This is a genomic window from Streptomyces sp. ISL-94 (genome assembly GCF_018614075.1).
Classification (GTDB): Bacteria; Actinomycetota; Actinomycetes; order Streptomycetales; family Streptomycetaceae; genus Streptomyces.
The window spans coordinates 1-21,234 of the sequence record NZ_JAGGOZ010000108.1 but is presented as its reverse complement, the minus strand read 5'-3'; the positions used below and the strand labels follow the sequence as shown (position 1 = coordinate 21,234).

At 73.4% G+C, this 21,234-nt stretch carries 17 protein-coding genes and 1 pseudogene; 10 read left to right on the top strand and 8 right to left on the bottom strand.

Annotated elements, in window-relative coordinates; translation table 11 throughout:
• Positions 1-149: 149 nt before the first annotated feature.
• Both J7E94_RS28525 and J7E94_RS28520 read right to left on the bottom strand, forming a co-directional pair.
• A complete protein-coding gene (locus J7E94_RS28525) occupies positions 150-1,571 on the bottom strand; it encodes a 3-hydroxybutyrate oligomer hydrolase family protein (protein WP_215019684.1) in 1,422 nt (473 codons plus the stop codon).
• A 191-nt stretch (positions 1,572-1,762) separates the two neighbouring features.
• Positions 1,763-3,298 (bottom strand): PHB depolymerase family esterase, encoded by a 1,536-nt coding sequence (locus J7E94_RS28520; RefSeq protein ID WP_215019683.1) that lies wholly within the window; start codon positions 3,296-3,298, stop codon positions 1,763-1,765.
• Between the two features lie 670 nt (positions 3,299-3,968).
• On the opposite strand from J7E94_RS28520, the gene J7E94_RS28515 reads away from it, so the two are divergent.
• Complete coding sequence (locus J7E94_RS28515; RefSeq protein WP_215019682.1) at positions 3,969-4,577, top strand: response regulator transcription factor; 609 nt, start codon at positions 3,969-3,971, stop codon at positions 4,575-4,577.
• Between the two features lie 19 nt (positions 4,578-4,596).
• Here J7E94_RS28515 and J7E94_RS28510 read toward each other — a convergent pair whose 3' ends face one another.
• The 4 genes from J7E94_RS28510 to lanKC form a co-directional block, all read right to left on the bottom strand.
• Entirely contained in the window at positions 4,597-6,420 is a 1,824-nt protein-coding gene (locus J7E94_RS28510) for an ABC transporter ATP-binding protein (RefSeq protein ID WP_215019706.1), read from the bottom strand.
• Positions 6,417-8,321 carry an ABC transporter ATP-binding protein gene (locus J7E94_RS28505; protein WP_215019681.1) on the bottom strand — a complete coding sequence of 635 codons (1,905 nt, stop codon included), beginning with the start codon at positions 8,319-8,321 and terminating at the stop codon, positions 6,417-6,419. Before J7E94_RS28505 ends, J7E94_RS28510 begins: the two co-directional genes overlap by 4 nt.
• A gap of 67 nt (positions 8,322-8,388) precedes the next feature.
• Positions 8,389-8,526 carry a SapB/AmfS family lanthipeptide gene (locus tag J7E94_RS28500; RefSeq protein ID WP_215019680.1) on the bottom strand — a complete coding sequence of 46 codons (138 nt, stop codon included), beginning with the start codon at positions 8,524-8,526 and terminating at the stop codon, positions 8,389-8,391.
• A 16-nt stretch (positions 8,527-8,542) separates the two neighbouring features.
• Complete coding sequence (lanKC, locus tag J7E94_RS28495) at positions 8,543-11,182, bottom strand: class III lanthionine synthetase LanKC (protein ID WP_215019679.1); 2,640 nt, start codon at positions 11,180-11,182, stop codon at positions 8,543-8,545.
• Positions 11,183-11,865: 683 nt separating this feature from the next.
• Here lanKC and J7E94_RS35515 point away from each other — a divergent pair.
• The 6 genes and pseudogenes from J7E94_RS35515 to J7E94_RS28465 all read left to right on the top strand — a co-directional run.
• Positions 11,866-12,210 carry an STAS domain-containing protein gene (locus tag J7E94_RS35515; RefSeq protein ID WP_215019678.1) on the top strand — a complete coding sequence of 115 codons (345 nt, stop codon included), beginning with the start codon at positions 11,866-11,868 and terminating at the stop codon, positions 12,208-12,210.
• A complete protein-coding gene (locus J7E94_RS28485) occupies positions 12,210-12,893 on the top strand; it encodes a response regulator transcription factor (protein WP_215019677.1) in 684 nt (227 codons plus the stop codon). The genes J7E94_RS35515 and J7E94_RS28485 overlap by 1 nt, the downstream gene beginning before the upstream one ends.
• Positions 12,890-14,032, top strand: coding sequence for a PAS domain-containing sensor histidine kinase (locus J7E94_RS28480; RefSeq protein ID WP_215019676.1), 1,143 nt, complete (start codon positions 12,890-12,892; stop codon positions 14,030-14,032). Before J7E94_RS28485 ends, J7E94_RS28480 begins: the two co-directional genes overlap by 4 nt.
• Entirely contained in the window at positions 14,029-14,466 is a 438-nt protein-coding gene (locus J7E94_RS28475) for a response regulator transcription factor (protein WP_215019675.1), read from the top strand. The genes J7E94_RS28480 and J7E94_RS28475 overlap by 4 nt, the downstream gene beginning before the upstream one ends.
• A 731-nt stretch (positions 14,467-15,197) precedes the next feature.
• Positions 15,198-15,596: an SsgA family sporulation/cell division regulator gene (locus J7E94_RS28470; RefSeq protein WP_215019674.1), complete on the top strand. Its 399-nt coding sequence runs from the start codon at positions 15,198-15,200 to the stop codon at positions 15,594-15,596.
• Positions 15,597-15,663: 67 nt separating this feature from the next.
• A pseudogene (locus J7E94_RS28465) lies at positions 15,664-15,765 on the top strand (SpoIIE family protein phosphatase); the annotation flags it as partial.
• Positions 15,766-15,884: 119 nt separating this feature from the next.
• Here the strand turns inward: J7E94_RS28465 and J7E94_RS28460 are convergent.
• On the bottom strand, positions 15,885-16,127 hold the full coding sequence (locus tag J7E94_RS28460; RefSeq protein WP_215019673.1) for a protealysin inhibitor emfourin: 243 nt from the start codon (positions 16,125-16,127) through the stop codon (positions 15,885-15,887).
• A 428-nt stretch (positions 16,128-16,555) separates the two neighbouring features.
• On the opposite strand from J7E94_RS28460, the gene J7E94_RS28455 reads away from it, so the two are divergent.
• The gene (locus J7E94_RS28455) at positions 16,556-16,855 is read left to right on the top strand and encodes a hypothetical protein (protein ID WP_215019672.1); all 300 of its coding nucleotides are present in this window, start codon (positions 16,556-16,558) and stop codon (positions 16,853-16,855) included.
• A gap of 16 nt (positions 16,856-16,871) precedes the next feature.
• On the opposite strand, the gene J7E94_RS28450 is transcribed toward J7E94_RS28455, so the two are convergent.
• Positions 16,872-17,615 (bottom strand): TetR/AcrR family transcriptional regulator C-terminal domain-containing protein, encoded by a 744-nt coding sequence (locus J7E94_RS28450; RefSeq protein WP_215019671.1) that lies wholly within the window; start codon positions 17,613-17,615, stop codon positions 16,872-16,874.
• Between the two features lie 134 nt (positions 17,616-17,749).
• On the opposite strand from J7E94_RS28450, the gene J7E94_RS28445 reads away from it, so the two are divergent.
• Both J7E94_RS28445 and J7E94_RS28440 read left to right on the top strand, forming a co-directional pair.
• Positions 17,750-19,237, top strand: coding sequence for an APC family permease (locus J7E94_RS28445; protein ID WP_215019670.1), 1,488 nt, complete (start codon positions 17,750-17,752; stop codon positions 19,235-19,237).
• A 132-nt stretch (positions 19,238-19,369) separates the two neighbouring features.
• Entirely contained in the window at positions 19,370-21,028 is a 1,659-nt protein-coding gene (locus J7E94_RS28440; protein ID WP_215019669.1) for an amidohydrolase, read from the top strand.
• Positions 21,029-21,234 lie beyond the last annotated feature (206 nt).

Genomic DNA, 21,234 nt, shown 5'->3' with positions numbered 1-21,234 from the left:
CGCTCTATCCGCACTGCACTGCTCCTTGATGCCGGTTCGTGCGGACAGCCTAGGCGCGGCGTCTGACAGGGCGTGCGGACGGGCGCGGCTGCCAAACGGCCGGTGTGCCCAAGGACCTCGACCGGTGAACGTGCAGCACCGCGCGTCCGTCAGTCGCCGAGTGGGCAGCCGGCCAGCAGGGTCGCCGGGTCGGCCGCGGGGTCCTTGGGGACGGTGTGGCCGAGCGGCGGCCGCACACCGCGGCCGATCCAGTCCTCCAGCGCGGTGAAGGCGGCGCGGTGGCAGGGCGTGAGGGGGCGCAGCCGGTCGGGGAAGGCGTCGACGAGCGAGTCCACATGGGTGCCGCCTTCGATGCGGTAGTAGCGCAGCAGTGCGCCGCGTCCGGCGCGGCGGACCATCTCGGCGTAGACGTCGGAGTCCTGGGAGATGGGGAGCAGGACGTCGAGGGTGCCGTGCAGGGTGATCAGCGGTTTGTCGATGCGGCCGGTGAGCGCGATCTTCGCGACGGCCTGGCGGACGTCCGCGGGGCGGGCGGCGTAGGCGTAGTCGGCGTCGCAGGCGGGGGTGCCGGAAACGCAGAACGGGGTGCCGGCCTCGGCCGGTCCGTCGTACTCCGGATCGAGTTCCTCGCGGTAGATCCGCTGGGTGAGGTCCCAGTAGTAGCGGTGGTGGTACGGCCAGAGGAACTCGGAGCCGGCCGGGAATCCGGCGGCGAGCAGCGCGCTGTGCGCCTGGTCGGCCTGGGGGCCGCCGGCCGCGTAGGCGGGGTAGGCGGCCAGGGCCGGGGGCAGGAAGGTGAGGAGGTTCGGGCCGTCGGCCCGCCACAGCGTGCCCTCCCAGTCGACTCCGCCGTCGTACAGCTCCGGGTGGTTCTCCAGCTGCCAGCGCACCAGGTAGCCGCCGTTGGACATGCCGGTGGCCAGGGTGCGGGCCGGGGGCCGCTGGTAGCGCTGTGCGACGACCGCGCGGGCGGCCCGGGTGAGCTGGGTGACGCGGGTGTTCCACTCGGCGATGGCGTCGCCGGGCGCCTGCCCGTCCCGGTGGAAGGCAACGCCGGTGTTGCCCTTGTCGGTGGCGGCGAAGGCGTAGCCGCGGGAGAGGACCCAGTCGCCGATGGCGCGGTCGTTGGCGTACTGCTCGCGCACGCCCGGCGAGCCGGCGACGACGAGTCCGCCGTTCCAGTGGTCCGGCAGCCGGATGACGAACTGGGCGTCGTGGTTCCAGCCGTGGTTGGTGTTGGTGGCGGAGGTGTCGGGGAAGTAGCCGTCGATCTGGATGCCGGGCACGCCGGTGGGGACGGCCAGGTCCTTGGGCGTGAGGCCGGCCCAGTCGGCCGGGTCGGTGTGCCCGGAGGCCGCCGTCCCAGCGGTGGTCAACTCGTTCAGACAATCGGTCTTTTGGCGCTCCGTCCCCGGTACCCGGAGGTGCGTCTGGCGCGCACAGTGGGCGCTGGTCTCGGACGCGGGACGGGCGCCGGCCGGGGATACGGTCATCGCGATCAAGGCCGCGGCCAAGGCGGCTGTGGCGGCGAGCCGGGCCGGAGGTGAGGTGGAGCGGATGGCCAGTGCCATTGGGAGCCTCCATGGCTGGAAGGTGACTGGCCGGAGGCTATGCGGCACACGGGGCGCCGTGACACGGCTGCGCCCGCCATGTTCGCCACCGTCCGGGTGGGGGCGGTCACCATGGCGGGCGTGCCCGGCGGGCGTACGGGCGAGGGGGGCGTGCCGCAGTCCGGCCCGCCCCGGCACTCGGGGTTCAGCGCTCAGGAGCAGCCGGCGTCGGCGATGACGAAGTAGCCGGCGGGCGACTCCTTCACGGTGTGGGTGGTGAAGACGTTGTAGAGCCCCATGTTCTGGTTCGACCCCTTGGCGTACGCATAGCCCCCGCTGGTGGTGGCCCTTCCGGCCTGCACCTGCTGGTAGTTGTCGGCCGTCCAGCACGCCGCGGCGGCGCCTGTGGTGCTGACGGTGACAGCGCTGGAGCGTGCCCCCGGCACACCGGCAGCGTCACGGGCGGCGACGGTGTAGGTGTGGCTCGTCCCGGGGGCGAGGCCGGTGTCCGTGTACGGGGGCGCGGCCGGGGCGGCCACCTGGGTTCCGTCCCGGTACACCGCGTAGTCGGCGGCGCCCGCCACCGGGTTCCAGCTCAGGGTGACGCTGGTGTCCGCGGCACCGGTCGAGGAGAGGCCGGTCGGCGCCGGCAGGCTTCCCGGGCCGGGATGGGTGCCGGATCCGTCGAGGCCGAAGAACCGCGTGATCCAGTCACTGGAGCAGATCGAGGCGATGAAGTTGGCGGTACCGGTCCGGCCGCACTGCCCGGGCCCGGTGCCGGGGTCGACGGGGGTGCCGTGGCCGATGCCGGGAACGCGGTTGACCTCGACGGCCACCGTGCCGTCCGCGGCGAGGAACTCCTCGTGGCGGGTGGCGTTGGGGCCGATGGACGTCGTGCGGTCCGGCGTCTGGGTCAGTCCGAGCAGCGCGGTCCACTGGTCGCGCAGCTCGTCGGCGTTGCGCGGTACCACCTTCGTGTCCTGGTCTCCGTGCCAGACGGCCAGCCGCGGCCAGGGGCCGGTCCACGACGGGTACGCGTCACGGACCCGCTGCGCCCACACCGCCGGGCTCCGGTCCACGCCCGGGCTCATGCAGCTGAGCGCGGCGGTGTCCTTGGTGCAGTTGTAGGGCAGCCCGGCGACCACCGCCCCTGCCGCGAACACGTCCGGGTAGGCCGCGAGCACCACCGAGGTCATCGCGCCGCCGGCCGAAAGTCCGGTCGCGAAGGTGCGGGCGGGGTCGGTGCCGTAGGCGGAGACGGCGTGGGCGACCATCTGCCGGATCGAGGCCGCCTCGCCCTGGCCGCGCACATTGTCCGTCGCCTGGAACCAGTTGAAGCACTGGCTGATGTTGTTCCCGGACGTCGTCTCGGCGAACACCAGCAAGAAGCCGCGCCGGTCGGCGAGTTCGGGAAGGCCGGAGTTGTCCGCGTAGATCTGGGCGCTCTGGGTGCATCCGTGCAGCGCCACCACCACCGGCGGATTGGCCGGGAGTGTCACCGGCCGGTACACGTACATGTTCAGCTGTCCCGGGTTGGCACCGAAACTGGCGACCCGCTCCAGGGTGACGGCCGCATGAGCCGGGGAAGCGGGCCCGGCCACGGCGCCACCGACGGCCAGGGCCGCCACGGCGAACAGCCGGGCGAGGACTGCCCGCAGGCGTGGGCGCCGGGCCCGGCGGCCGCTGCTCGGCGAAGCCGGGTCCCCGGCGGAGGGTGAGGGTGAAGGTGATCTGCTGATCGACGGCATGCCGGCTCCCTGCGGTGACGGACACGAGCCGCCGAGCCGCTCTCCCGGAGCGGCTCGGCGTGCCGTCACCCTAGACACGCGCCCCGTGGGGGCGGCATGGCGAGGAACGCCATATTCCAGCCACGCCCTGGCGTATGGAAGAAGGTTGTGATGGGCGCCGGCAACCGCTAAGGAACAGCCGCCGAGTGCAGGTGTGCCGGTATGCCCTCGGCTGCGGTCTGGCTGACCGTTCGTGTACGACGACTCGTGAACACGAACGGTTCGGAGGCTTGCGGCGGTGGGCTGCTCGTACACACCCAGCGGGGTACGCGTGCTGAGCGGGTGGCTCCCGGACGTCGCGTTCCGGGACCTCGAGAGCGTCCGGAACGAAGCCGTCATGGAACGCCTTGGGGCTGATGCCGGCCGCCATGTCGGCGGAGTGCGGACCCGGCCGGCGCCCGTGTTCCGATCGGAATCAGCCTCTCCCTACGGGTTCGCGGCACGGCGTTTGCCCGGCGGCCCGAGGTGTCCGTGCAGGCTGTCGCCGGGGGCGCCGCTTTGGGCGTGCGCCGACGGCGCACCGGGTTCGGCCATGCGTCCCCGCACGCCCCGGGCGGGGACGTTCCCTGGGGGGAAGGCCGGGGCACTCGTTTGGTGCTGGTTGATCAACTCCCGAGGAGAGACTGCCGAGATGACGAAGGTCCTGATCCTGCACAGCGCCAGGCTCGTGCGGGCTGCACTGGCCGCCCTGCTGTCGTCAGAGGAGAGTTTCGAGGTCACATCCGCAGGCTGGCCGACCGCGGCCCGCCGAGCAGAGTGCTTACGGCCGGACGTCACCGTGGTGGACCTGGACTGTCCCGGGGCCTCGGCGGCCCTCTCGGACGGTGGCCGGGCCGCCCGTGCCGTCCTCGACCCCGCCACCCGGCTGCTGGTGCTCGCCGCGTCCGGTACGCCCGGGACGGTGCGCCGCGCCTTCCAGACGCACGCCCTCGGGTTCGTCGACAAGGACGGCTCGCCCGGACGTCTCATCCACGCGGTCCGCAAGGTCGCGGCGGGGGAGCGCTTCATCGACGCCTCACTGGCGTCGGCCTTCCTCCAGTCCGAGCCGGTGCCGCTGAGCCCGCGCGAGCTGAGCGTGCTGGCCCGGACCGCCGAGGGCGACTCGGTGGCGGAGATAGCCCGGGCCCTGCACCTGGCCAGCGGAACCGTCCGGAACTACATGGCCGCCGTCACCCGCAAGACCGGCGCCCGTAACCGGATCGACGCGATCCGGATATCTCGGCGGGCGGGCTGGGTCTGAGCCGTCCGGCTGCCCGCGTTCAGCCCTCGGCGTGCCACCTTCCCACGAGGTCCCGGTACAGCGGCGACCTGGCCGGGAGTTCCGCGGGGGTGCCGCACACGGCGTGGGTGCCGTCGAGGACGAGGACCCGGTCGGCCCTGGCAGCGGAGGACATCCGGTGCGCGACCACCACCAGGGTGCCGGGACGGGCGGCCAGTGCGCGTTCGGCGCGCTCCTCGGCCCGGGCGTCGAGATGGCAGGTCGCCTCGTCCAGCAGGAGCAGCGGCGCGGGCGACAGGTAGGCGGCCGTCAGGGCGAGTTGCTGCCGTTCGCCCTGGGAGAGCCGTCCGGGGTCGACCGGGCCGTCCAGCCCGCCCAGCCGCTCCACGAGCGGTGCGGTGCCCAGCGCGGCCAGGGCGTGCGCGATGCGGGGGCCCGGGACCGGGTCGGGGCTCAGGTGGACCAGGTTGTCCCGGACCGTACCGGTGAAGACGTACGCCTCCTGGGGCAACAGGGTCCGGCGCGGGTCGGGGCCTGCCTCCGGCGCTTGCCGGGCGGGGGCACCGGCCAGCAGTACCGAGCCGCCGTCCGGCGGGAGCAGTCCCGCGAGCAGGGCGGTGAGCGTCGACTTGCCGATCCCGCTCGGCCCCACCACCGCGAGGTGTTCGCCCGGACGGACCACGAGGTCGAGGCCGTCGAGCACGGGCCGGGCCCCGGGCCCGTACGCGAAGCGCAGCCCGCGCACCTCGACCGCCGCCCCGCCGTGGGGCGACGGAGCGCCCGCCGCGGCCCGAGGGAACGGCACCCCGGCCCGGGCGGAGACTGCGGCCGCCGGGGCGGGGGCCGCGCGCAGGCCGGGGGCGGCCCGCAGGCCGGCGGCGTCCGGCGCGCCGGTCTTCGGGACCGGCGCGCAGAACCGGTCCAGGACCACCAGCAGCCGGGTGCCCGCCGAGCCCACCGCCGTCATCAGGGAGTCGAGCGCGGGCAGCAGGGACTGGACGAGGTACGTCAGCGCCCCGGCGAGCGCCCCCGTACTGACCCCGTGCGCCAGCAGCCACGGCGTACCCGCCAGGAGGGCCACCACCGGTAGCCGGCCCGCCGCCCCCAGTGCCAGCGTGCGCCAGGCCGTCCAGCGGGCCAGCCGTCCGGTCAGCCGCTCCTGCGCGGCGACGAGCACCTCGATCCTGCCCCCGGCCGCCTCGGCACCCCCGCAGGCCACGACGTCGCGCAGCCCCGCGGCGAGCTCACCGGTGCGCGCGGCCAGCGCCTCGTCGGTGTCGAGGGCGGCGCGCTGGAGCCGCGCCATCGGGTGCAGCGTGCCCGCGAAGCAGGCCGCCCCGAGCAGCAGGGGGGGCAGCACGAACAGCACCAGCGCCGGCGAGAGCACGGCCAGGCCGGCCAGCGCGCCCACGGCGGTGAAGGCGAACGATCGTGCGGTCAGGACGAGTCCGGCGAAGGAGTCGCGGGCCATCTCGGTCTGCTGGGTGAGCCGCGAGACCGCGCCGGACCCGCCTGCCCGCGCCGGGTCGGCCACCGCCCGTTCCAGCGCCTGGCCCACCGCCCGCCGGACCAGGCCGTCGCGCAACGGCTCCACCAGCCCGGCCAGCCCGGCGAAGACCCCGCGCAGGGCGAGCGCTCCGACGAGCGCGCCCGCGCCGGCCACACCGAGCCAGCCGAGGCCGGCGGCGGTGTGGCCGGCGAGGAAGCCGTCGTCGAGGGCGCGGGCGACCGCGTACCCGCCGAGGAAGGTGTGCGCGGACTCCAGCAGGGACCACAGGGCGAGCCGGCCCAGGGCCGGGAGGTGCCCGCGCAGGAAGCGGCGGCCCTCGGCCCCGACCCGGCGCCAGGTTCCGGTCTCGCTCACCGTACGGCCTCCCGCCCGGCGGCGCCCGGGGCCGGTCCGGCGCCCGGGGCCGGTCCGGCGTCCGGCTGCGGCCCGGCGTCCGACACCCGCCCGGCGTCCAGTGCCCGTCCGGCGTCCGACACCCGTCCGGCGTCCGACACCCGCCCGGCGTCCGGCTCCGGTCCGGGATCCGATGCCTCCTCGGCCGCGAACACCGCCCGATACGCGGGGTCGGCCCACAGCTCGGCGTGCGTGCCCGTGGCCCGGACCCGGCCCGAATCCAGCCAGACGACGAGGTCGGCGCGAGCGGCGGCGGACACCCGGTGCGCCACCACGAGGCGGGTGCCCGGGCGGACCTGCCATGCGAGCGCCCGCTCCACCTCGGCCGCCGTGACGGTGTCGAGCCCGGAGGTGGCGTCGTCCAGCACCAGCAGCCGTCCGGCCCGGTAGAACGCCCTGGCCAGACCGAGGCGTTGGCGTTCGCCTCCGGACATGGGGGTGCGCGCGACCGCCGTCTCGTACCCGTCGGGAAGGCGCCGTACGAACGGGTCGGCCGCGGCCTGCCGGGCCGCCTCGCGCACGGCCGCGGGACCGGGCCGCGAGTCCGGCCCGAAGGCGATGGCCTGCTCGATGGTCTCACCGAACAGTGCGGGACGGCCGAAGGCGTATCCGACCTCGCGGCGCAGCGCCCCCTGCGAGAGTTCCTCCAGGGGTACTCCGTCCAGCAGCACCCGGCCGCCGTCGCAAGGGGTGAGCCGCCCGGCGGCCGCGGCGAGCAGCGACTTCCCGGAACCGGAGCGGCCCACGACGGCGGCGGTGGACCCGCCCGGCACGCGGAGGTCGACGTCGTGCAGTACGACGGTCCCGTCGCGCACCAGCCGGACCCCCCGCAGCTCCAGCACGCCCGGCCCGCCCGGCGGCAGTCCGGCTGCTCCTTGCGTCAGTTCGGGCAGGCCGAAGAGGGCCGCCGTGCGCCGGGCGGCGGCCCGGCCGCGCACGATCGCGGCCAGCCGGCCGGTCACCGCGCCGATCCCGGCGGCGAGGCCGGCGTAGCGCAGGACGGCGAGCAGGCCGCCGACGCTCAGTGCCCCGGCCGCCAGCCGGAGACCGCCCACCCCGACGACGGCGTACAGGAGCAGCGGGACGAGCGCTGCCGTACGGGCCATGGTGGCCCCGTAGATCTGCCACATCTGCCGTCCTTCCCGGCCCAGTTCGGCCAGGGGGGCGAGGATCCGCCGCCGTTCGCGGTCGGCGGTGCCGGCGGCGGCGATCGTCCGGGCGCCCGACAGGGCCTCGACCAGACGGCCGGCCAGGGACAGCTGCACCTGCTGATAGCGGCTGACCGTGGCTCCGGAGTCGCGGGCGAACACCCGTAGCAGCACGGCCAGCAGCGGTAGCCCGGCGAGGAACGCCAGCGCGGTCCATACGTCGATCACGAACAGGGCGACCAGCCCGCCCAGCGGTGGCAGCACGGTCGCGGCGCCGGTCGCGACGGCCGCCGGTACCGTCCCGGCCTCGGTGGCGTGCGCGGTCAGCCGGGCGGAGACCTCGCCCGGGGCGTGGCGGGCCGCGTGGTGCGGGGCGGTGCGCAGGAGCCGCACCAGCCCGCGGCGGCGCAGCCAGGCGGTGGAGCGCGCGTCGATGGCGCCCGTGAGCCGTACGGTCGCGGCGTCGAGGAACACCTCCGCGGTGATCAGCAGCGCGCACCACAGGGTCCAGCGGCCGCCGACAGGGTCACCGCGCAGCAGGAGGTCGAGGGTGTGGCCGAGGACGGCCGGCTCGGCGAGGGCCGCGCCGACGGCGGCCAGCGAGCAGCCGGCGGCGGCCGCGGTACGGCCGGAGCTGTGCCGGGCGGCATCCAGGAGCGCCCGGTCGGCTGCGGCGGCGGCCGACGCCTCGTCGGCGGGTGCGGGCGGTGTCATGGGCGGGGGGCTCCCGGGGTGTGGTGCGGGCCCGGGCGGATGACCGCCCGGGCCCGGAGAGACCTGATCAGTTACAGGTCGTGACGCTCAGGCTGCTGTCGCCGCAGAGGAGCAGGCTGGCGCGGCTTCCGCCGCCCGTGAGCTCTCCGGCCTCGGTGACCTCGGCCTTGGGGGTTTCCATCGACTGCAGATCGAGAAGCGTCATGTCAGATTCCTCTTTCTCATTGGGTGTTTCGATGGGTCACGGCGCCCGGTACGGGTGCCGGCTCTGGGGCCGCCGCGGTGAGCCGCGGCGGCGGAAGGAACGGCAGGTGCGCGCGCCCGCCGGGCGCGGCGCTGCCGAGGGCGAGGAGCGCGCCGGCCGTGCCCGTGGACAGGTCCATGGACAGGCGCATCAGCTGCTCACCCGGGAAGGCGAGATGGCCCCTGTAGTCGATCGCGTGGCGGGCCAGCGCCTCGGTCTGGCGGGCGACGTCCGCGGCGCGGGTGCCGGGCCGGTCCGCGGCGTCCGGGGGTGTGGTGGTCCGTGCCAGGTGCAGGACCATGCCGGCAGCTCCGCGGAACAGGCCCGGCTGGGCGTAGAAGGTCGCCTGGGCCGCGCGTACGATCGCGGTTCTGGCCTCCTCGAACCGCTCGTCGGCGGCGTGCTCCAGCCAGTCGTCCAGCACCATGCCGATGCCGACGCTTCCCGCGCCGAGGTAGGGCATCGTGCGCCACCCCTCGTCCACCTGGAGGGTGCCGGACGCGCCGGTCACGCACCGGTCCAGGTCGCGGTGCAGGTCCGTCGCGGCCTGCGCCAGCAGCGCCCGGTCGCCGGTGCGTTCGTACAGGCGCAGGCACAGCAGGGCGGGTCCGCTGCGGCCGTGCAGCAGCCCGGCCCGCTTGGGTGCGGGCGGCTTGCCGGCCGCGAGTTCGGCGCACCGCAGGGCCGCCGCGTGCAGCCGTCCGTCGCCGGTGGACGTGCCCAGGGAGTCCAGCGCCAGCCCGATCCCGGCCAGGCCGCCGTGCAGGTCGGCTCCCGCCGACTGCCACGGCTGGTCCAGCAGCCGGTCGGCGAGGGCCAGCGCACGGTCGCGGTACCCGAGGCGTTCCAAGGTCCAGGCGAGCCCGGCCAGGCCGTCGTAGAAGCCGAGCGGGGTGCCGGACGCGAGGTCGCCGGCCCGGGCGAGCAGCCACTCCTCGGCTTCCGGCCACGGGGGCTCTCCGGTCTCGGAGAGCGCGTACAGCACGCCGGCCGCGCCGGCGGCGAAGGTGGTTCCGCCGCCCGCGGTGGTGAACTGCGTGATGTCACCGGGGAAGAGCCGGTCCGTGCGGCCGAAGGTGGCGCTGGCGCGCAGGGCCGCGGTCATGGAGGCCCGGGCGGCCGGCCAGTCGCCGGGTTCCACCGGCAGGTAGGGCCGTGCCGGGGCCGGCGTCCGCCGCGGCCCGGAGATCTGGTCCCCTGGCCCGGCGACGATCTCCGCGACCGCCTCGTCAAGGAACGCGCGGGGGACGGGGAACTGCGCGACGGCGATGTCGGCGAGGTGTGCGGCCTTCGCCCGGTCCAGGGCGAGCAGGCTCGTCAGCGGCAGGAACAGCGCGAGCCGCAGGCAGGCCAGCGCGTAGCGGTCCACGGCGAAGCCACGCCGGTCGGACGGGGCCACGAACATCGGGTTGGCGACCGTCTGCCGCAGGCCCTCGTCCACGTGTGCGGCGGCCTCGAAGTCGAGCAGCGCCACGGAGGGCTCGCCCGTTTCCGGGTCTTCGTCGACCATGATGTTGAACAGGTGCAGGTCGTTGAAGACGATGCCGCGGGCGTGTACGGCCTCGACGGCGTCCGTCACCCGCCGGTGGACCTTCATCGCCCACGCGGTGTATGCGACGAGCTCCGCGGGATCGGGGTCGGCCTCGATCAGCGGGTGGCGCCGGGCGAAGAAGCTGTTGAGGGGGCGGCCGCGCAGGTACTCCAGGACCAGGAAGTGGTGGTCCCCGACGGTGAAGGTGCCGTGCACGGACGGTACGCAGTCCAGGTCGGCCAGCGCGTCGAGGGCTCTGCGTTCCCGCTGCAGCCGGGTCACCGCGTCCGCCCCGTCGGAGGCCAGCCCTGCGAAGGGCCGCGCCTCCTTGAGCACCACCGGCTCACCGGTGCGGGTGTCGCGTCCGGCGTACACGCCGCCGCCGTTGGAGAAGTGCAGGGCCCGCTCCACCGTGCACGGCATCCCGTCGAGGGTGAGTGCGGCACGCCGTTCCAGATGGGGGCGGAGGAAGTCCGGCAGGGCCAGCCAGGCGGGCGGCCGGAAGACCGGCGCGCGTATGTCCGGCACCAGGGTGCCGTCGGGTGCTTCCAGGGCGGGGACCAGATCGCCGTGCTCGTCGTAGCAGTGCCGCAGGGTGAAGCTGCCGTACCGCAGGTGGACCGGGCCGTCGTTCCAGCGGAGGTCGCTGAGGATGGAGGGGCCGGGCTCGCCTTCCAGCAGCCGGTCCAGGTCGTCGGCGACGCGTCGGCACTGCTCTTCGTCAGCGGGGTAGACGGTGATGAACTTCCCGCTGGCCGCCCGGTCGGCGTACTTCGCGTTCCGCAGGTGCAGCAGGTAGCGGCCGGGCACGAACTTGAAGGCGATCCGCCGCTCGGTGCAGTAGGCGTGGACCCGGTCGAGCACGGACTCGGCGTTGTCCAGGCGGGCCGAGACGTGGATCTTCCAGCCCTGGGAGGGGAGTTCGGCGTCCAGGGGGCGCAGTGCGAGCCAGTCCCCGCTGCGGTGTGACTGCCAGCCCCCGGGCACGGGGGCGAGGGCTGCCCGGTAGCTCTCCTCGGTCCGCCGGTACGGCGCCTCGTAGAACCAGCGGTCCGCGTCGCAGAATGCGGCGTACCCCTTGTTCACTTCTGCTCCCTCGGTCGGTGACAGGAACGACGGTGTCACGCGGGGCGTGCGCCGCGACAGTCACGCCTGTCACCAGTGAGGTGTGCAGAACGCACGAGTCACATGCGCGACGCGTAGCCGTCACCGCGGGGGCGCACCGAGGCCGTCGCCACCGCGAAGCGACTGGCAGGAGCAGGATCAACTGACCCCACACCGCCGTCAGTACCGGTCCCTGATCCCTCCGCGGGCGCGTTCGGGGAGCGGCGCGCTGACGGACGTTCCTGAGGGTTCAGCGCGCCGCTGGTCGCTGCCCTCCGCGGGCCGGCCGACTGCGCGGAGCCTGGACGGAGCCGAGCCGGTGTCCCGCACGGTCTGCGGCTTCTCCGAGATCGAGCGCGAGCGACACAGGGCGCCCCGTCTCCACCCCGGAGCCGCCGAAGCCTCACCGCTCGGGCTCCGCGCCGCTGCCTTGTGCCGGTAGCGCTGCCGGGGCCCTGTCCCCTGGCTTTCCCCCCGCAGCAGCGTATCCAGCCCGTTCGGAACGATCACGGGTTCGCGTCCCCTGCCGTCCTGCGCTTTTGCGCTGATCCGGCCGTGCGGTGGTGATCCGCCAGGAGAACGGGTTCACTTCTAGTGCAGATTCACTACTCTTGGCTGGTGCCCATTACCCAGGCTGGGGGCTGCCGCATGAGAGAAGACGCAACGTGACCGGCCCGTCGTTCCAGGTCAGCACCGCTCTCGACGCCGACGTGGCCGGTCTCCGGCTCGTCGGCGAGCTGGACCTGGACGGTACCGCGCAGTTGCGTGCCGCCGTCGCCCACTGCTTTGCGTGGCGGCCCCGCTGTGTCGTGCTCGACCTGTGGGGCCTGCGCTTCTGCGACTGCGCTGGGCTCAACGTGCTGCTGGAGGCCAAAACCGCAGCGGATAGGATCGGCACCGAGGTGCGCGTGGAGGGCGCCTGCGCGCAGGTTGCCCGACTGTTCGCCCTCACAAGCGTCGACGAGTTGTTCTCCGACGCCGTGCCGCGTCTACCACCGAGGACCGTCTGATGCCTTCGACACCGCAGACCACACCGGATGCCGTGCCGCGCACCGCTGATGGGCGCATCACGATCCTGCTCGTCGAGGATCACGACATGGTGGCCGAGGCGATCCGGCTCGCCCTGGACCGCACCGACGACCTGGAGGTGGTCGGCCGCAGCCTGTCCTTGAAGGACGCGCTGGCCGACGCCGCCCGGCTGCGCCCCGCCGTGGTGGTGCTGGACCGGCGACTGCCCGACGGTGACGGCATCGCCGCCATCACCACGCTCAAGGCCGCCGCCCCCGGCACCCGGGTACTGGTGCTGACCGGCGAGGGGACACCGGCGGTGGCCGCCCACGTCGCCGAGGCCGGTGGCTCGGGACTCATCCTCAAGGTCGGCAACCTGAGTGAACTCCAGGACGGCGTACGCCTGGTGGCAGCGGGGGAAGTGGCCTTCAGCAAGGGGCTGCTCAGCGGAGCGCTGGACCGGCTGACCGGCCGAACCGCCGGCTTGGGCACCACCCTCACCCCGCGCGAGCGCGAGACCCTCGGCCTGCTCGGCGACGGCCTGGGCACCGCCGAGATCAGTCAGCGGCTCGGCGTCGCCCGCAACACCGCCAGGAACCACGTCCAGCGGGTCCTGGAGAAGCTCGACGCCCGCTCCCAACTGGAGGCGGTCGCCGTGGCCCGCCGTGAGGGCCTTCTCCGGTGACCGGGAACAGCCCCGCCGAACAAGGCAGCGTCCTCGCTCCGACCGAGACGGCGTTCACCCTGCTGGTCACGAGCGTCCTCGACTACGGCATCTTCATGCTCGACCCCGAAGGCCGCGTGTCCAGCTGGAACGCCGGCGCCGAGCGGATCAAGGGCTATCGTGCCGCAGACATCATCGGCAAACACTTCTCGGTCTTCTACCCGCCCGAGGACATCGCTGCCCGCAAACCCCACCGCGAGCTTGAAGAGGCCATCGTCGACGGCCGGCTGGAGGACGAGGGCTGGCGCATCCGCAAGGACGGCTCCCGCTTCTGGGCCAACGTGGTGATCACCCCCCTCTTCGACGAGACCGGCGAACTGCGCGGCTTCGGCAAGGTCACCCGGGACATGACCGAGCGCCGCGCCGCCGAGCAGGCGCTCACCGAACGCCGCCGCCTGTTCGCCCACCTGGTGCAGGCACAGGAGCTGGAACGCCGCCGCATCGCCTGGGATGTGCACGACGATTCCATCCAGGCCATGGTCGCCGTCGGCATGCGGCTACAGCTCCTCGCCGAACGGGCCGACGAGCCCTACGCGCGTGAACTCCTCCAGCTCGACGCGTCGGTGCGCGAGGCGGTGGGTCGCCTGCGTAACCTCACCTTCCGTCTCCAGCCGCCCGGCATCGACCGGCACGGCTTGGTCGAGTCGCTGTCCCAGCACCTCAACGACGTGGTGGTCGGGAGCTGGGGTCTTGAGTCGTCCCTGGAACACAACCTGGTGAAGGAACCGGCCCCCGAGACCGCGGTCACCATCTTCCGCATCGTGCAGGAGGCGCTGCTGAATGTGCGCAAGCACGCCCGAGCGCGCACCGTGCGGGTCAGCGTCAACACCGATAACCGGGGCCTGCTGGTCCGAGTGGCCGACGACGGCAGCGGACACCCGGCGGTCGGCCGCAAGTTGCACGAGCACTTCGGGCTGATGGAGATGCGGGAGCGGGCCGAGACCGCCGGCGGCTGGTGGACACTTCGCAGCGAGCCCGGGACCGGCACCACCGTGGAGTTCTGGGTGCCCGACCTGCCGACCGGGGTGCTGGATGAACCGCTGCCCGGTGCACCCGTCAGGAGCTTCGACTCCCGGACTGCCCCCCAGGGGCCGTCGTGACCCCGCCCGCCACGCCCAGGGGCCACCTGCGGGTGCTGGTCTGCGACGACAACACCATGCTGCGCGCGGCGCCGGCGGAGGTCGTCGGGGCCCAGCCCGACCTCACCCTGGTCGGCAGCGCGGCTGACGCCGACGAGGCGATCCGACTCGCCACCGCCCAACAGCCGCACGTCGTGGTGCTCGACGTGCGCTTCCCCGGCGGCGGCGGTCCGTACACCGCCCAGCAGATCATCCGCGCCGTCCCCGGCGTCCGCATCCTGGCGTTCTCCGCCTACGGTGACCAAGGCCCGTGCACCGAGATGGCCGCGGTCGGCGTCGCGGGACACCTCGTCAAGGGCGTCACCAACCCCCGGCTGCCGGCCGAGATCCGGGCCCTGGGAGCCGAAGCCCTCACGGCCACGCGCTTCACCGCCGAAGGAGGAGCCGGCGCATAACAGCTGAGGTCCTGATCGTCCACGACAAGGATGTTGATCACAGGAAGTCCCCTGGCCTTCGGCCTTCGTTTGCGGTCGTTGCGCGTGCTGCGTCTGTGGCCCTGCGGTCCTGACCGTCACCGCTGGGCCGCCGCGAGCGGCAGTGCCAGACGCACCTCGAACCCGCCCCCCGGCCGCGCACCCCCGCTCAGTACACAGTTCCAGCCCCGGGCCCAGCGGCCGCACCACACCCTCCGTACGCATCCGCACCCCGACGCCCGCCGACCCCACCCGTTCGGCCAGTTCGGGGATGCGGTCGATGCCTCGCAGCGGCCGCAGCGGCGGCGCGGTGCTCTCACCCTCGGGGCCGACCCGCAACACGCCGAGCAGCCGGCGCAGTTCCTCCAAGGCGTCTCGGCCCGCGTCCACCACCACGTCCAAGGCGTTCTGTGCGGTGGGCGGATCGGAGGAGGCTGCAGGCCGCTCGCGGCAAGGCGCCCGGCGGGGCAGCGCTCCCCGAGGACAGGCGCGCAGGGCCCCTCCCTCGCAGCGACGCGCCTGGTGCGGGCGCTCCGCCGGCGCGGCCCCGAACACGCTGCCCGGGCTCCGCATGAACGGCGGCCACGGCCTGAGCGGGCCGGCTGATGATTCACCCGGAAGGGGTGGTGTGGTCCGAGCGAGAGTGGGCACACGTGCGTCCAGCACCCGCCGGCAGGTGCCCGTCCTTGTGGAGGCCTTCTGTGACGTCCCGCATGACCGCTGCGATCAGCGCACGCCTCGCCACCGCCGACGGCGTGCCGCTGCTAGTGCACCTTTCCTACACCGTGACGGACCCGGTCGCCGTGCGGGCGGCGATTCTTCACGCCGGTACGCCGCTGGCGTGTTGGCACTTCGAGCGGCAGATGCTGGCCGACGGACTTCACCGGCCGGTGGGCGAGGGGGACGTGAGATTCCGGCCCGTGGGCGGCGCGGCCAGGCGAGCGCTCCGCATCGAGCTGCGCGGAGCAGTCCCGGACGGCCAGGGCCGGGCGGTGCTCCTCGCAGATGCCGACGGTGTGGCCGCTTTCTTGTGCCAGACGTACGCAATGGTCCCGGCCGATGCCGAGAGCGCACACCTCGATGAGCATCTGGACGAGCTGCTCAGCCGGTGACACGGCCCAGGCCGCGGCCGAACAGCTTCACCTCCGCCGAGACCACGCTCGGCCCCGGCGACACCCTCCCGGCGACACCCTCCTCCTCTACACCGACGGCCTCACCGAAGCCCGTATCGGTACACAGCGCGAGCTCTACCGGGAAGACGCCCTGCGCGCCTTCGCCGCCGGCCTGCTGTTTGAACGCGTGTTGTGTCGTCGGGCGGTTCCATGGGCGGATGAACGATTCCCTGCCGGCAACGCACCACGGGAGCAGACGGCGAGAGGTGATGCGGTTCAGACCGCCGGTCAGGCGCCTTCGTCGAGGACGGTGCGGATCAGTGTCCGCTGGGCGTCGGAGAGGCAAGGGTCCTCAAGGTCGAGTACCTCGTCGTCGACGGTGATCCGGTAGTGGTAGCCGTCGGCCACGGGGGTGACGGCCCGTCGCGCGAGTTCCTCCAGCTCCGCCGCGTCCGCGCGGCCCGAGGTGTCGAGTGCGCGGAGCTTCTCGAAGCCGGCAAACCCTCCGGAGCGGGTGACCGTGATCAGCATGGGTGTTCCTCCCGGTTCGTGGTGGGTAGCACGGTCTGCACAGAGCAGCCACTGCCCCGGGTGCCCCGAACACCGGCCTGCTATCACGGAACAGGGTCCCGGCGGTACGAACGTCCGGAAGGCGCCGCTGGGTGGCTGACCTGTCGTCGGGAGGCCCGATAGGCGTCGCCTCCCAGCGGCATCTCGTTTACGGCGGCATCGGCCGCTGAGAGCCGGCGAAATCCCGGGCCGTCGTGGGGGCCGGCGCACCGTGGTGGGGGCCGGCACGCCACCACCGTCTCACCGCCCCCAGGGCCGGCCCTGCGTTCCGGTGGTGCTCCGCGCGGGCTTGTGGTGGCCGGCCGGCGCGCGGATAGTGGAGGCGTTCGGGGTCTTCGACGTGCGAGCGGCGCGACGCCTCAGATGAACCTCTCGATCGGGGGCCGTGGATGAAGCGCGTCGGATGCCTGATGACCTCGCTGGCCCTGGGCGCCGGGCTGGCGATGGCCGGGGCGAGCCCTGCGGCCGCGGACCCGTACGACTGCCGTACGTGGTACAAGTCCCGTACCACCGCGGCCGGTACGTGCACGAACGGCACCGGCGAGTTCCGCGTGTACACCAGGTGCGACAGGCCCCTGGCCCGGGACTACACCGTCTACGACCCCACGTGGCGCCGGGTCGGTACCACCAGCACCGCCATCTGCCACAGCGGTGGAACACCGTACGGCGCGGGTATCCAAGTGCATTGATGCCTGGTCTTGGTGTTCACTGCGGCGGCTGCACCGTCGTTGGCCCGGCCGCCGGTTCGCCGGGTGCGTCGAGGCGCCGGCCCGCGGCCTCCGCCGTGATCCGCGCTGCGAGCCCGTCCAGCAAGATCTCCAGCGCCGCGAGGAACACGGTCGTCCCGTCCAGCCGGGCCATGTAGGCCACACTGCGTGCGATGGCCGGGAAGGCGGCCGGGTCGGCCGCAGGGTACTCGCGGGTCCAGGCCTGCTCGTCGCCCGTCCGGGCGGCGCCGTCCAGCGTCTCGAACGCCGCGTCCATGCCGGCCCAGGCCAAGGAGAAGTCTCCGTAGACCCGGTGCAGGACGGCAGCCAGTGCGGGGGAGCATCCGGCTCGGCCGAAGGCCGCCAGGATGTGCTCCACGATCCGCATCTCGCCAGGGCGCCGGGTCGTGCGGTAGGTGGCCAGAACCGCCGCGCCGGGATGGCGAAGGGCGATCTCCCGCGTGCGCAGCGCAAGGTCGCGCAGCGTGTCGCGCCAGCTCTCCGACGGTTGGAACCCCGTCAGGGTCTCCTCGAAGAGGCGGTCGGCCAGGGCCAGGTGGAGTTCGTCCTTGTCCCTGACGTAGCGGTACAGGGCGGAGGGGTCGACCCCCAGCCGGGCAGCGAGCCGCCGCACGCTGAGCCCTGCCGCGCCTTCGTCGTCGGTCAGCGCGAGCGCGGCGTCCACGATGATCCGCAGGTCCAGCTCCACCTTGGGGGGACGGCCCCTGCCTCGTGCTGCCATGAGGCGATCAGACCAGGCCGGACAGCGCTTCCGCAAGCCCTGTCGCCCGGCGGGAAATCTTTTACCCACACCGTTGACAAAATAGTACGGCGAGCGGTTGTCTGCGGGGCACCCAGAACCGAGGAGTGCTGCTCATGGACCAGGGAAGACCTGCCACCGGCGAGGCGCCCGTCGCCGCGTTCCGCAAGACCCTCAGCACCCGGCACGGCGTGGTCATCGCGCTGGCCAACATCAGCCCCACCGTGAGCGTCGGCATCGGCCTCGCCTTCCTCGCCGCACTCGCCGGCACCGCGATGCCCGCCGCCTTCCTGCTCGCGGCCCTGCCGATCCTGGCCGTTTCCGGGGGCTACGCCCGGCTCGCCGCCCGCGACCCCAACTGCGGCACGGCGTACGTCTGGGTGCGCCGAGCGCTCGGTCCCTGGACCGGCTATCTCACGGGGTGGACATCGGTCGCCACCAACATCCTGTTCCTGTCGTACGCGGGCCAGCTCACCGGGCAGTTCACCCTCGGCCTGCTCGCCGAGGCCGGCGTCAGGGCCGTCTCCCCGGACGACTCCCTCGCGGTCACCGTCACCGGTGTGGTGTGGAGCGGCCTGATCGTGCTGAGCGCGCTGCGGGGGGTGAAAGGCGCCACCGTCGTTCAGAGCCTGCTGCTCGGCATCTCCGCGCTCGTGGTCACCGCCATCGTGATCACCGCCTTCGCCCGGGGCGACGCGGCCCCCGTCTCCGCCTCGTGGTTCTCGCCGTTCGCCTTCCCCGACACTCTCACGCTGCTCGGAGCGACCGTGATGGCGGCGTACATGTTCTGGGGTTGGGAGAGCGCCTTCTCCGTGGTCGAGGAGTCGACCTCGGTCCGCTCCTCGGGCCGCGCCGGAATCATCGCGATCCTGGTCACCACCGGGTTCTTCCTCTTCTCGGCCACCGGCTTCCTGCACGCGCTGAAGCCCGAGCAGCTCGCGGACCCGTTGTCCGGTGTCACCGAACTGGCCCGCACCTTCTACGGGACCACCGGCGCGGCCGCCGCCCTCGCCGCGATGCTCTTCGCCACCGTGGCCTGCATGCAGTCGAGCGTCATCGCCGGGGCCCGTCTCACGCTCGCCATGGGCCGCGACGGTGTCCTGGGCACGAGCTGGACCAGGCTGCACCCCGCATGGGGCACGCCGGTCACCTCCACCGTGCGGATCGCGGCCCTCGCCATCGGAGTAACGCTCGCGGGGCTCGCCGTCGGCTCGCTGTCCGAAGTGGTCGTCGCCGTGGTCAACTCGGTCGGCATCCTGGTCTCGCTGATGTACGGGGTCGGCGGCATAGCCTGCGTCGTCACCTTCCGCCACGAACTGCGCGGCCGGATCCGAGACGCGCTCGTCGTGGGCCTGCTGTCGCTGCTCGGCGGCGTGGCCCTGCTGCTGCTCGGCGCTCTGGCGGCCTATCAGCAGTGGACCTCGGTGGACCACTTGGCCTTCGACGCCGAGAACGGGCGCTTCCTCACCGTACTGCCCCTCACCGTCATCGCCCTGGGCGTTCCCGCCGCCGTGTGGACCCGCTACCGGCGCAGGGCCGCCTACTTCACGCAGCCGCCGGCTCCCCTCGCGCCCGCGCCGGCACCGGTTGCCGCCGGGGGCTGACCACCGCGCCCCGGGGGCGGACGCGGCTACGTCCGCCCCCACCTGACCTCACCCCTCTCGCTCACCGCGCCGCCCTCTTCCCAGCTGTGACCAGCCCCTCCTCACCGACCCGTCACCCACCGGAGCCCGCACATGCGCCACGCAGACCTCGTCCTCCTCAACGGCACCGTCTGGACCGCCTCCCCGGTACGCCACCGGATCTCGGCGCTGGCCGTCACCGGCGGGCGGATCACCGCCCTCGGCACTGACCGGGAGATCCGCGAGCTCATCGGTCCGCGGACCGAGGTGACCGACCTCGGCGGCCGGTTCGTGCAGCCCGGGTTCACCGACGCCCACGTACATCCGGTGATCGCCGGGATCGGAATGCTCGGCTGCGATCTGAGCCCGGGCCGCAGCGCCCGGGAGTACCGTGACACGATTGCCGCCCACGCCGCCGCCCATCCCGAGGCGCCCTGGATCCAGGGCAGCGGTTGGTCCTTCGACGCCTTCCCCGGCGGCCTGCCGCACCGCGACCAGCTCGACGACATCCTTCCCGACCGGCCCGCCTACTTCCCGGTCCGCGACGGACATTCGGCGTGGGTCAACTCGCGCGCCCTCGCCCTGGCCGGGCTCGACCGGCGCACCCCCGACCCCGCGGACGGCCGCATCGAACGCGACGCCGCGGGCGAACCCACCGGCGTACTGCACGAGGGCGCCATGGCGCTGGTCGGGACGCTCGCCCCCGCTCCCTCGGCGGCCGAGGCCCGCGCCGGGCTCCTCGCCGCCCAGGAACTGCTGCACTCGCTCGGGATCACGGGCTGGCAGGACGCGCTCGTCGGCGCGTACGCGGGCTTCCCCGACCCCCTCGACACCTACCTCGCCTGCGACGCCGACGGCTCACTGACCGCCCGCGTACGCGGAGCGCTCTGGTGGGAACGGGACCAGGACCTCGGCCAGCTCGACTCACTGCTCGCCCGACGCGAGAAGGCCGCCCAAGGCCGGCGCTTCACTGCCGGCAGCGTCAAGATCATGCAGGACGGCGTGGTGGAGAACTTCTCCGCCGCCATGCTCGAGCCCTACCTGGATTCCTGCGGCTGTCCGGGCGACAACGCCGGGATCTCCATGGTCGACCCGGCCTTGCTCCGCGACGCCGTGATCGCCCTCGACGGGCACGGCTTCCAGATCCACTTCCACGCCCTCGGCGACCGGGCGGTCCGCGAGGCGCTGAACTCGCTCGAGGCGGCCGTGGCCGTGCACGGCCACACCGGCCTGCGTCACCACCTGGCCCATCTCCAGGTGGTGCACCCCGACGACATCCCGCGTTTCCGCACACTGCGCGCCGCCGCGAACATGCAGCCGCTGTGGGCCGCGCACGAACCCGCCATGGACGAGCTGACGTTGCCCTTCCTCGGCGAAGAACGCGGGCGGCGCCAATATCCGTTCGGCGCCCTGCACGCGGCTGGTGCGGTGCTCGCGGCGGGCAGCGACTGGTTCGTCTCGAGTCCGGACCCTTGGCACGGCATCCACGTCGCCGTCAACCGCCAGGTGTGGGCCGAGGAACTGGGCGAACCGGATCTGCGCCCCCCCTTCCTGCCCGAGCAGCGGCTCGCCCTCACCGACGCCCTCGCCGCGTACACGGCCGGCTCGGCGTGGGTCAACCACCAGGACGAGGCCGGTGTGATCGCCGTCGGTCATCTCGCCGACCTCGCGGTCCTGGACCGTGACCCCTTCGCCGCGGCCGCTGCCGAACTGCACTCCATCCGCACCCTGGAGACGTACGTAGGCGGTGTACGGGTCTACAGCGCGGGCTAGGGCGACGTCCCTCCGTGCACTGCGGCCGGTCCGACGAGCACCCAGCGGACGCGCCCCCGACGGCCCCCGTGTTCGCCCTTACGTCGGCCCGGTGGGGGCCGAGCGATAAGGGGGTGGTCGGGCGACCTCTGGCCTGCTGGGCATCATCGCCCCACGCCTGCGACTGCGAGATCCGTCGGCTCTTGCTAGTAGGGCTTTGTTAGCTA

Bases quoted from the DNA above. Each gene is read 5' to 3' on its own strand.
- J7E94_RS28525 (WP_215019684.1), bottom strand. From the start codon at position 1,571: ATGGCACTGGCCATCCGCTCCACCTCACCTCCGGCCCGGCTCGCCGCC.
- J7E94_RS28520 (WP_215019683.1), bottom strand. From the start codon at position 3,298: ATGCCGTCGATCAGCAGATCACCTTCACCCTCACCCTCCGCCGGGGAC.
- J7E94_RS28515 (WP_215019682.1), top strand. From the start codon at position 3,969: ATGACGAAGGTCCTGATCCTGCACAGCGCCAGGCTCGTGCGGGCTGCA.
- J7E94_RS28505 (WP_215019681.1), bottom strand. From the start codon at position 8,321: ATGACACCGCCCGCACCCGCCGACGAGGCGTCGGCCGCCGCCGCAGCC.
- J7E94_RS28500 (WP_215019680.1), bottom strand. From the start codon at position 8,526: ATGACGCTTCTCGATCTGCAGTCGATGGAAACCCCCAAGGCCGAGGTC.
- J7E94_RS28485 (WP_215019677.1), top strand. From the start codon at position 12,210: ATGCCTTCGACACCGCAGACCACACCGGATGCCGTGCCGCGCACCGCT.
- J7E94_RS28470 (WP_215019674.1), top strand. From the start codon at position 15,198: ATGACCGCTGCGATCAGCGCACGCCTCGCCACCGCCGACGGCGTGCCG.
- J7E94_RS28460 (WP_215019673.1), bottom strand. From the start codon at position 16,127: ATGCTGATCACGGTCACCCGCTCCGGAGGGTTTGCCGGCTTCGAGAAG.
- J7E94_RS28455 (WP_215019672.1), top strand. From the start codon at position 16,556: ATGAAGCGCGTCGGATGCCTGATGACCTCGCTGGCCCTGGGCGCCGGG.
- J7E94_RS28450 (WP_215019671.1), bottom strand. From the start codon at position 17,615: ATGGCAGCACGAGGCAGGGGCCGTCCCCCCAAGGTGGAGCTGGACCTG.
- J7E94_RS28445 (WP_215019670.1), top strand. From the start codon at position 17,750: ATGGACCAGGGAAGACCTGCCACCGGCGAGGCGCCCGTCGCCGCGTTC.
- J7E94_RS28440 (WP_215019669.1), top strand. From the start codon at position 19,370: ATGCGCCACGCAGACCTCGTCCTCCTCAACGGCACCGTCTGGACCGCC.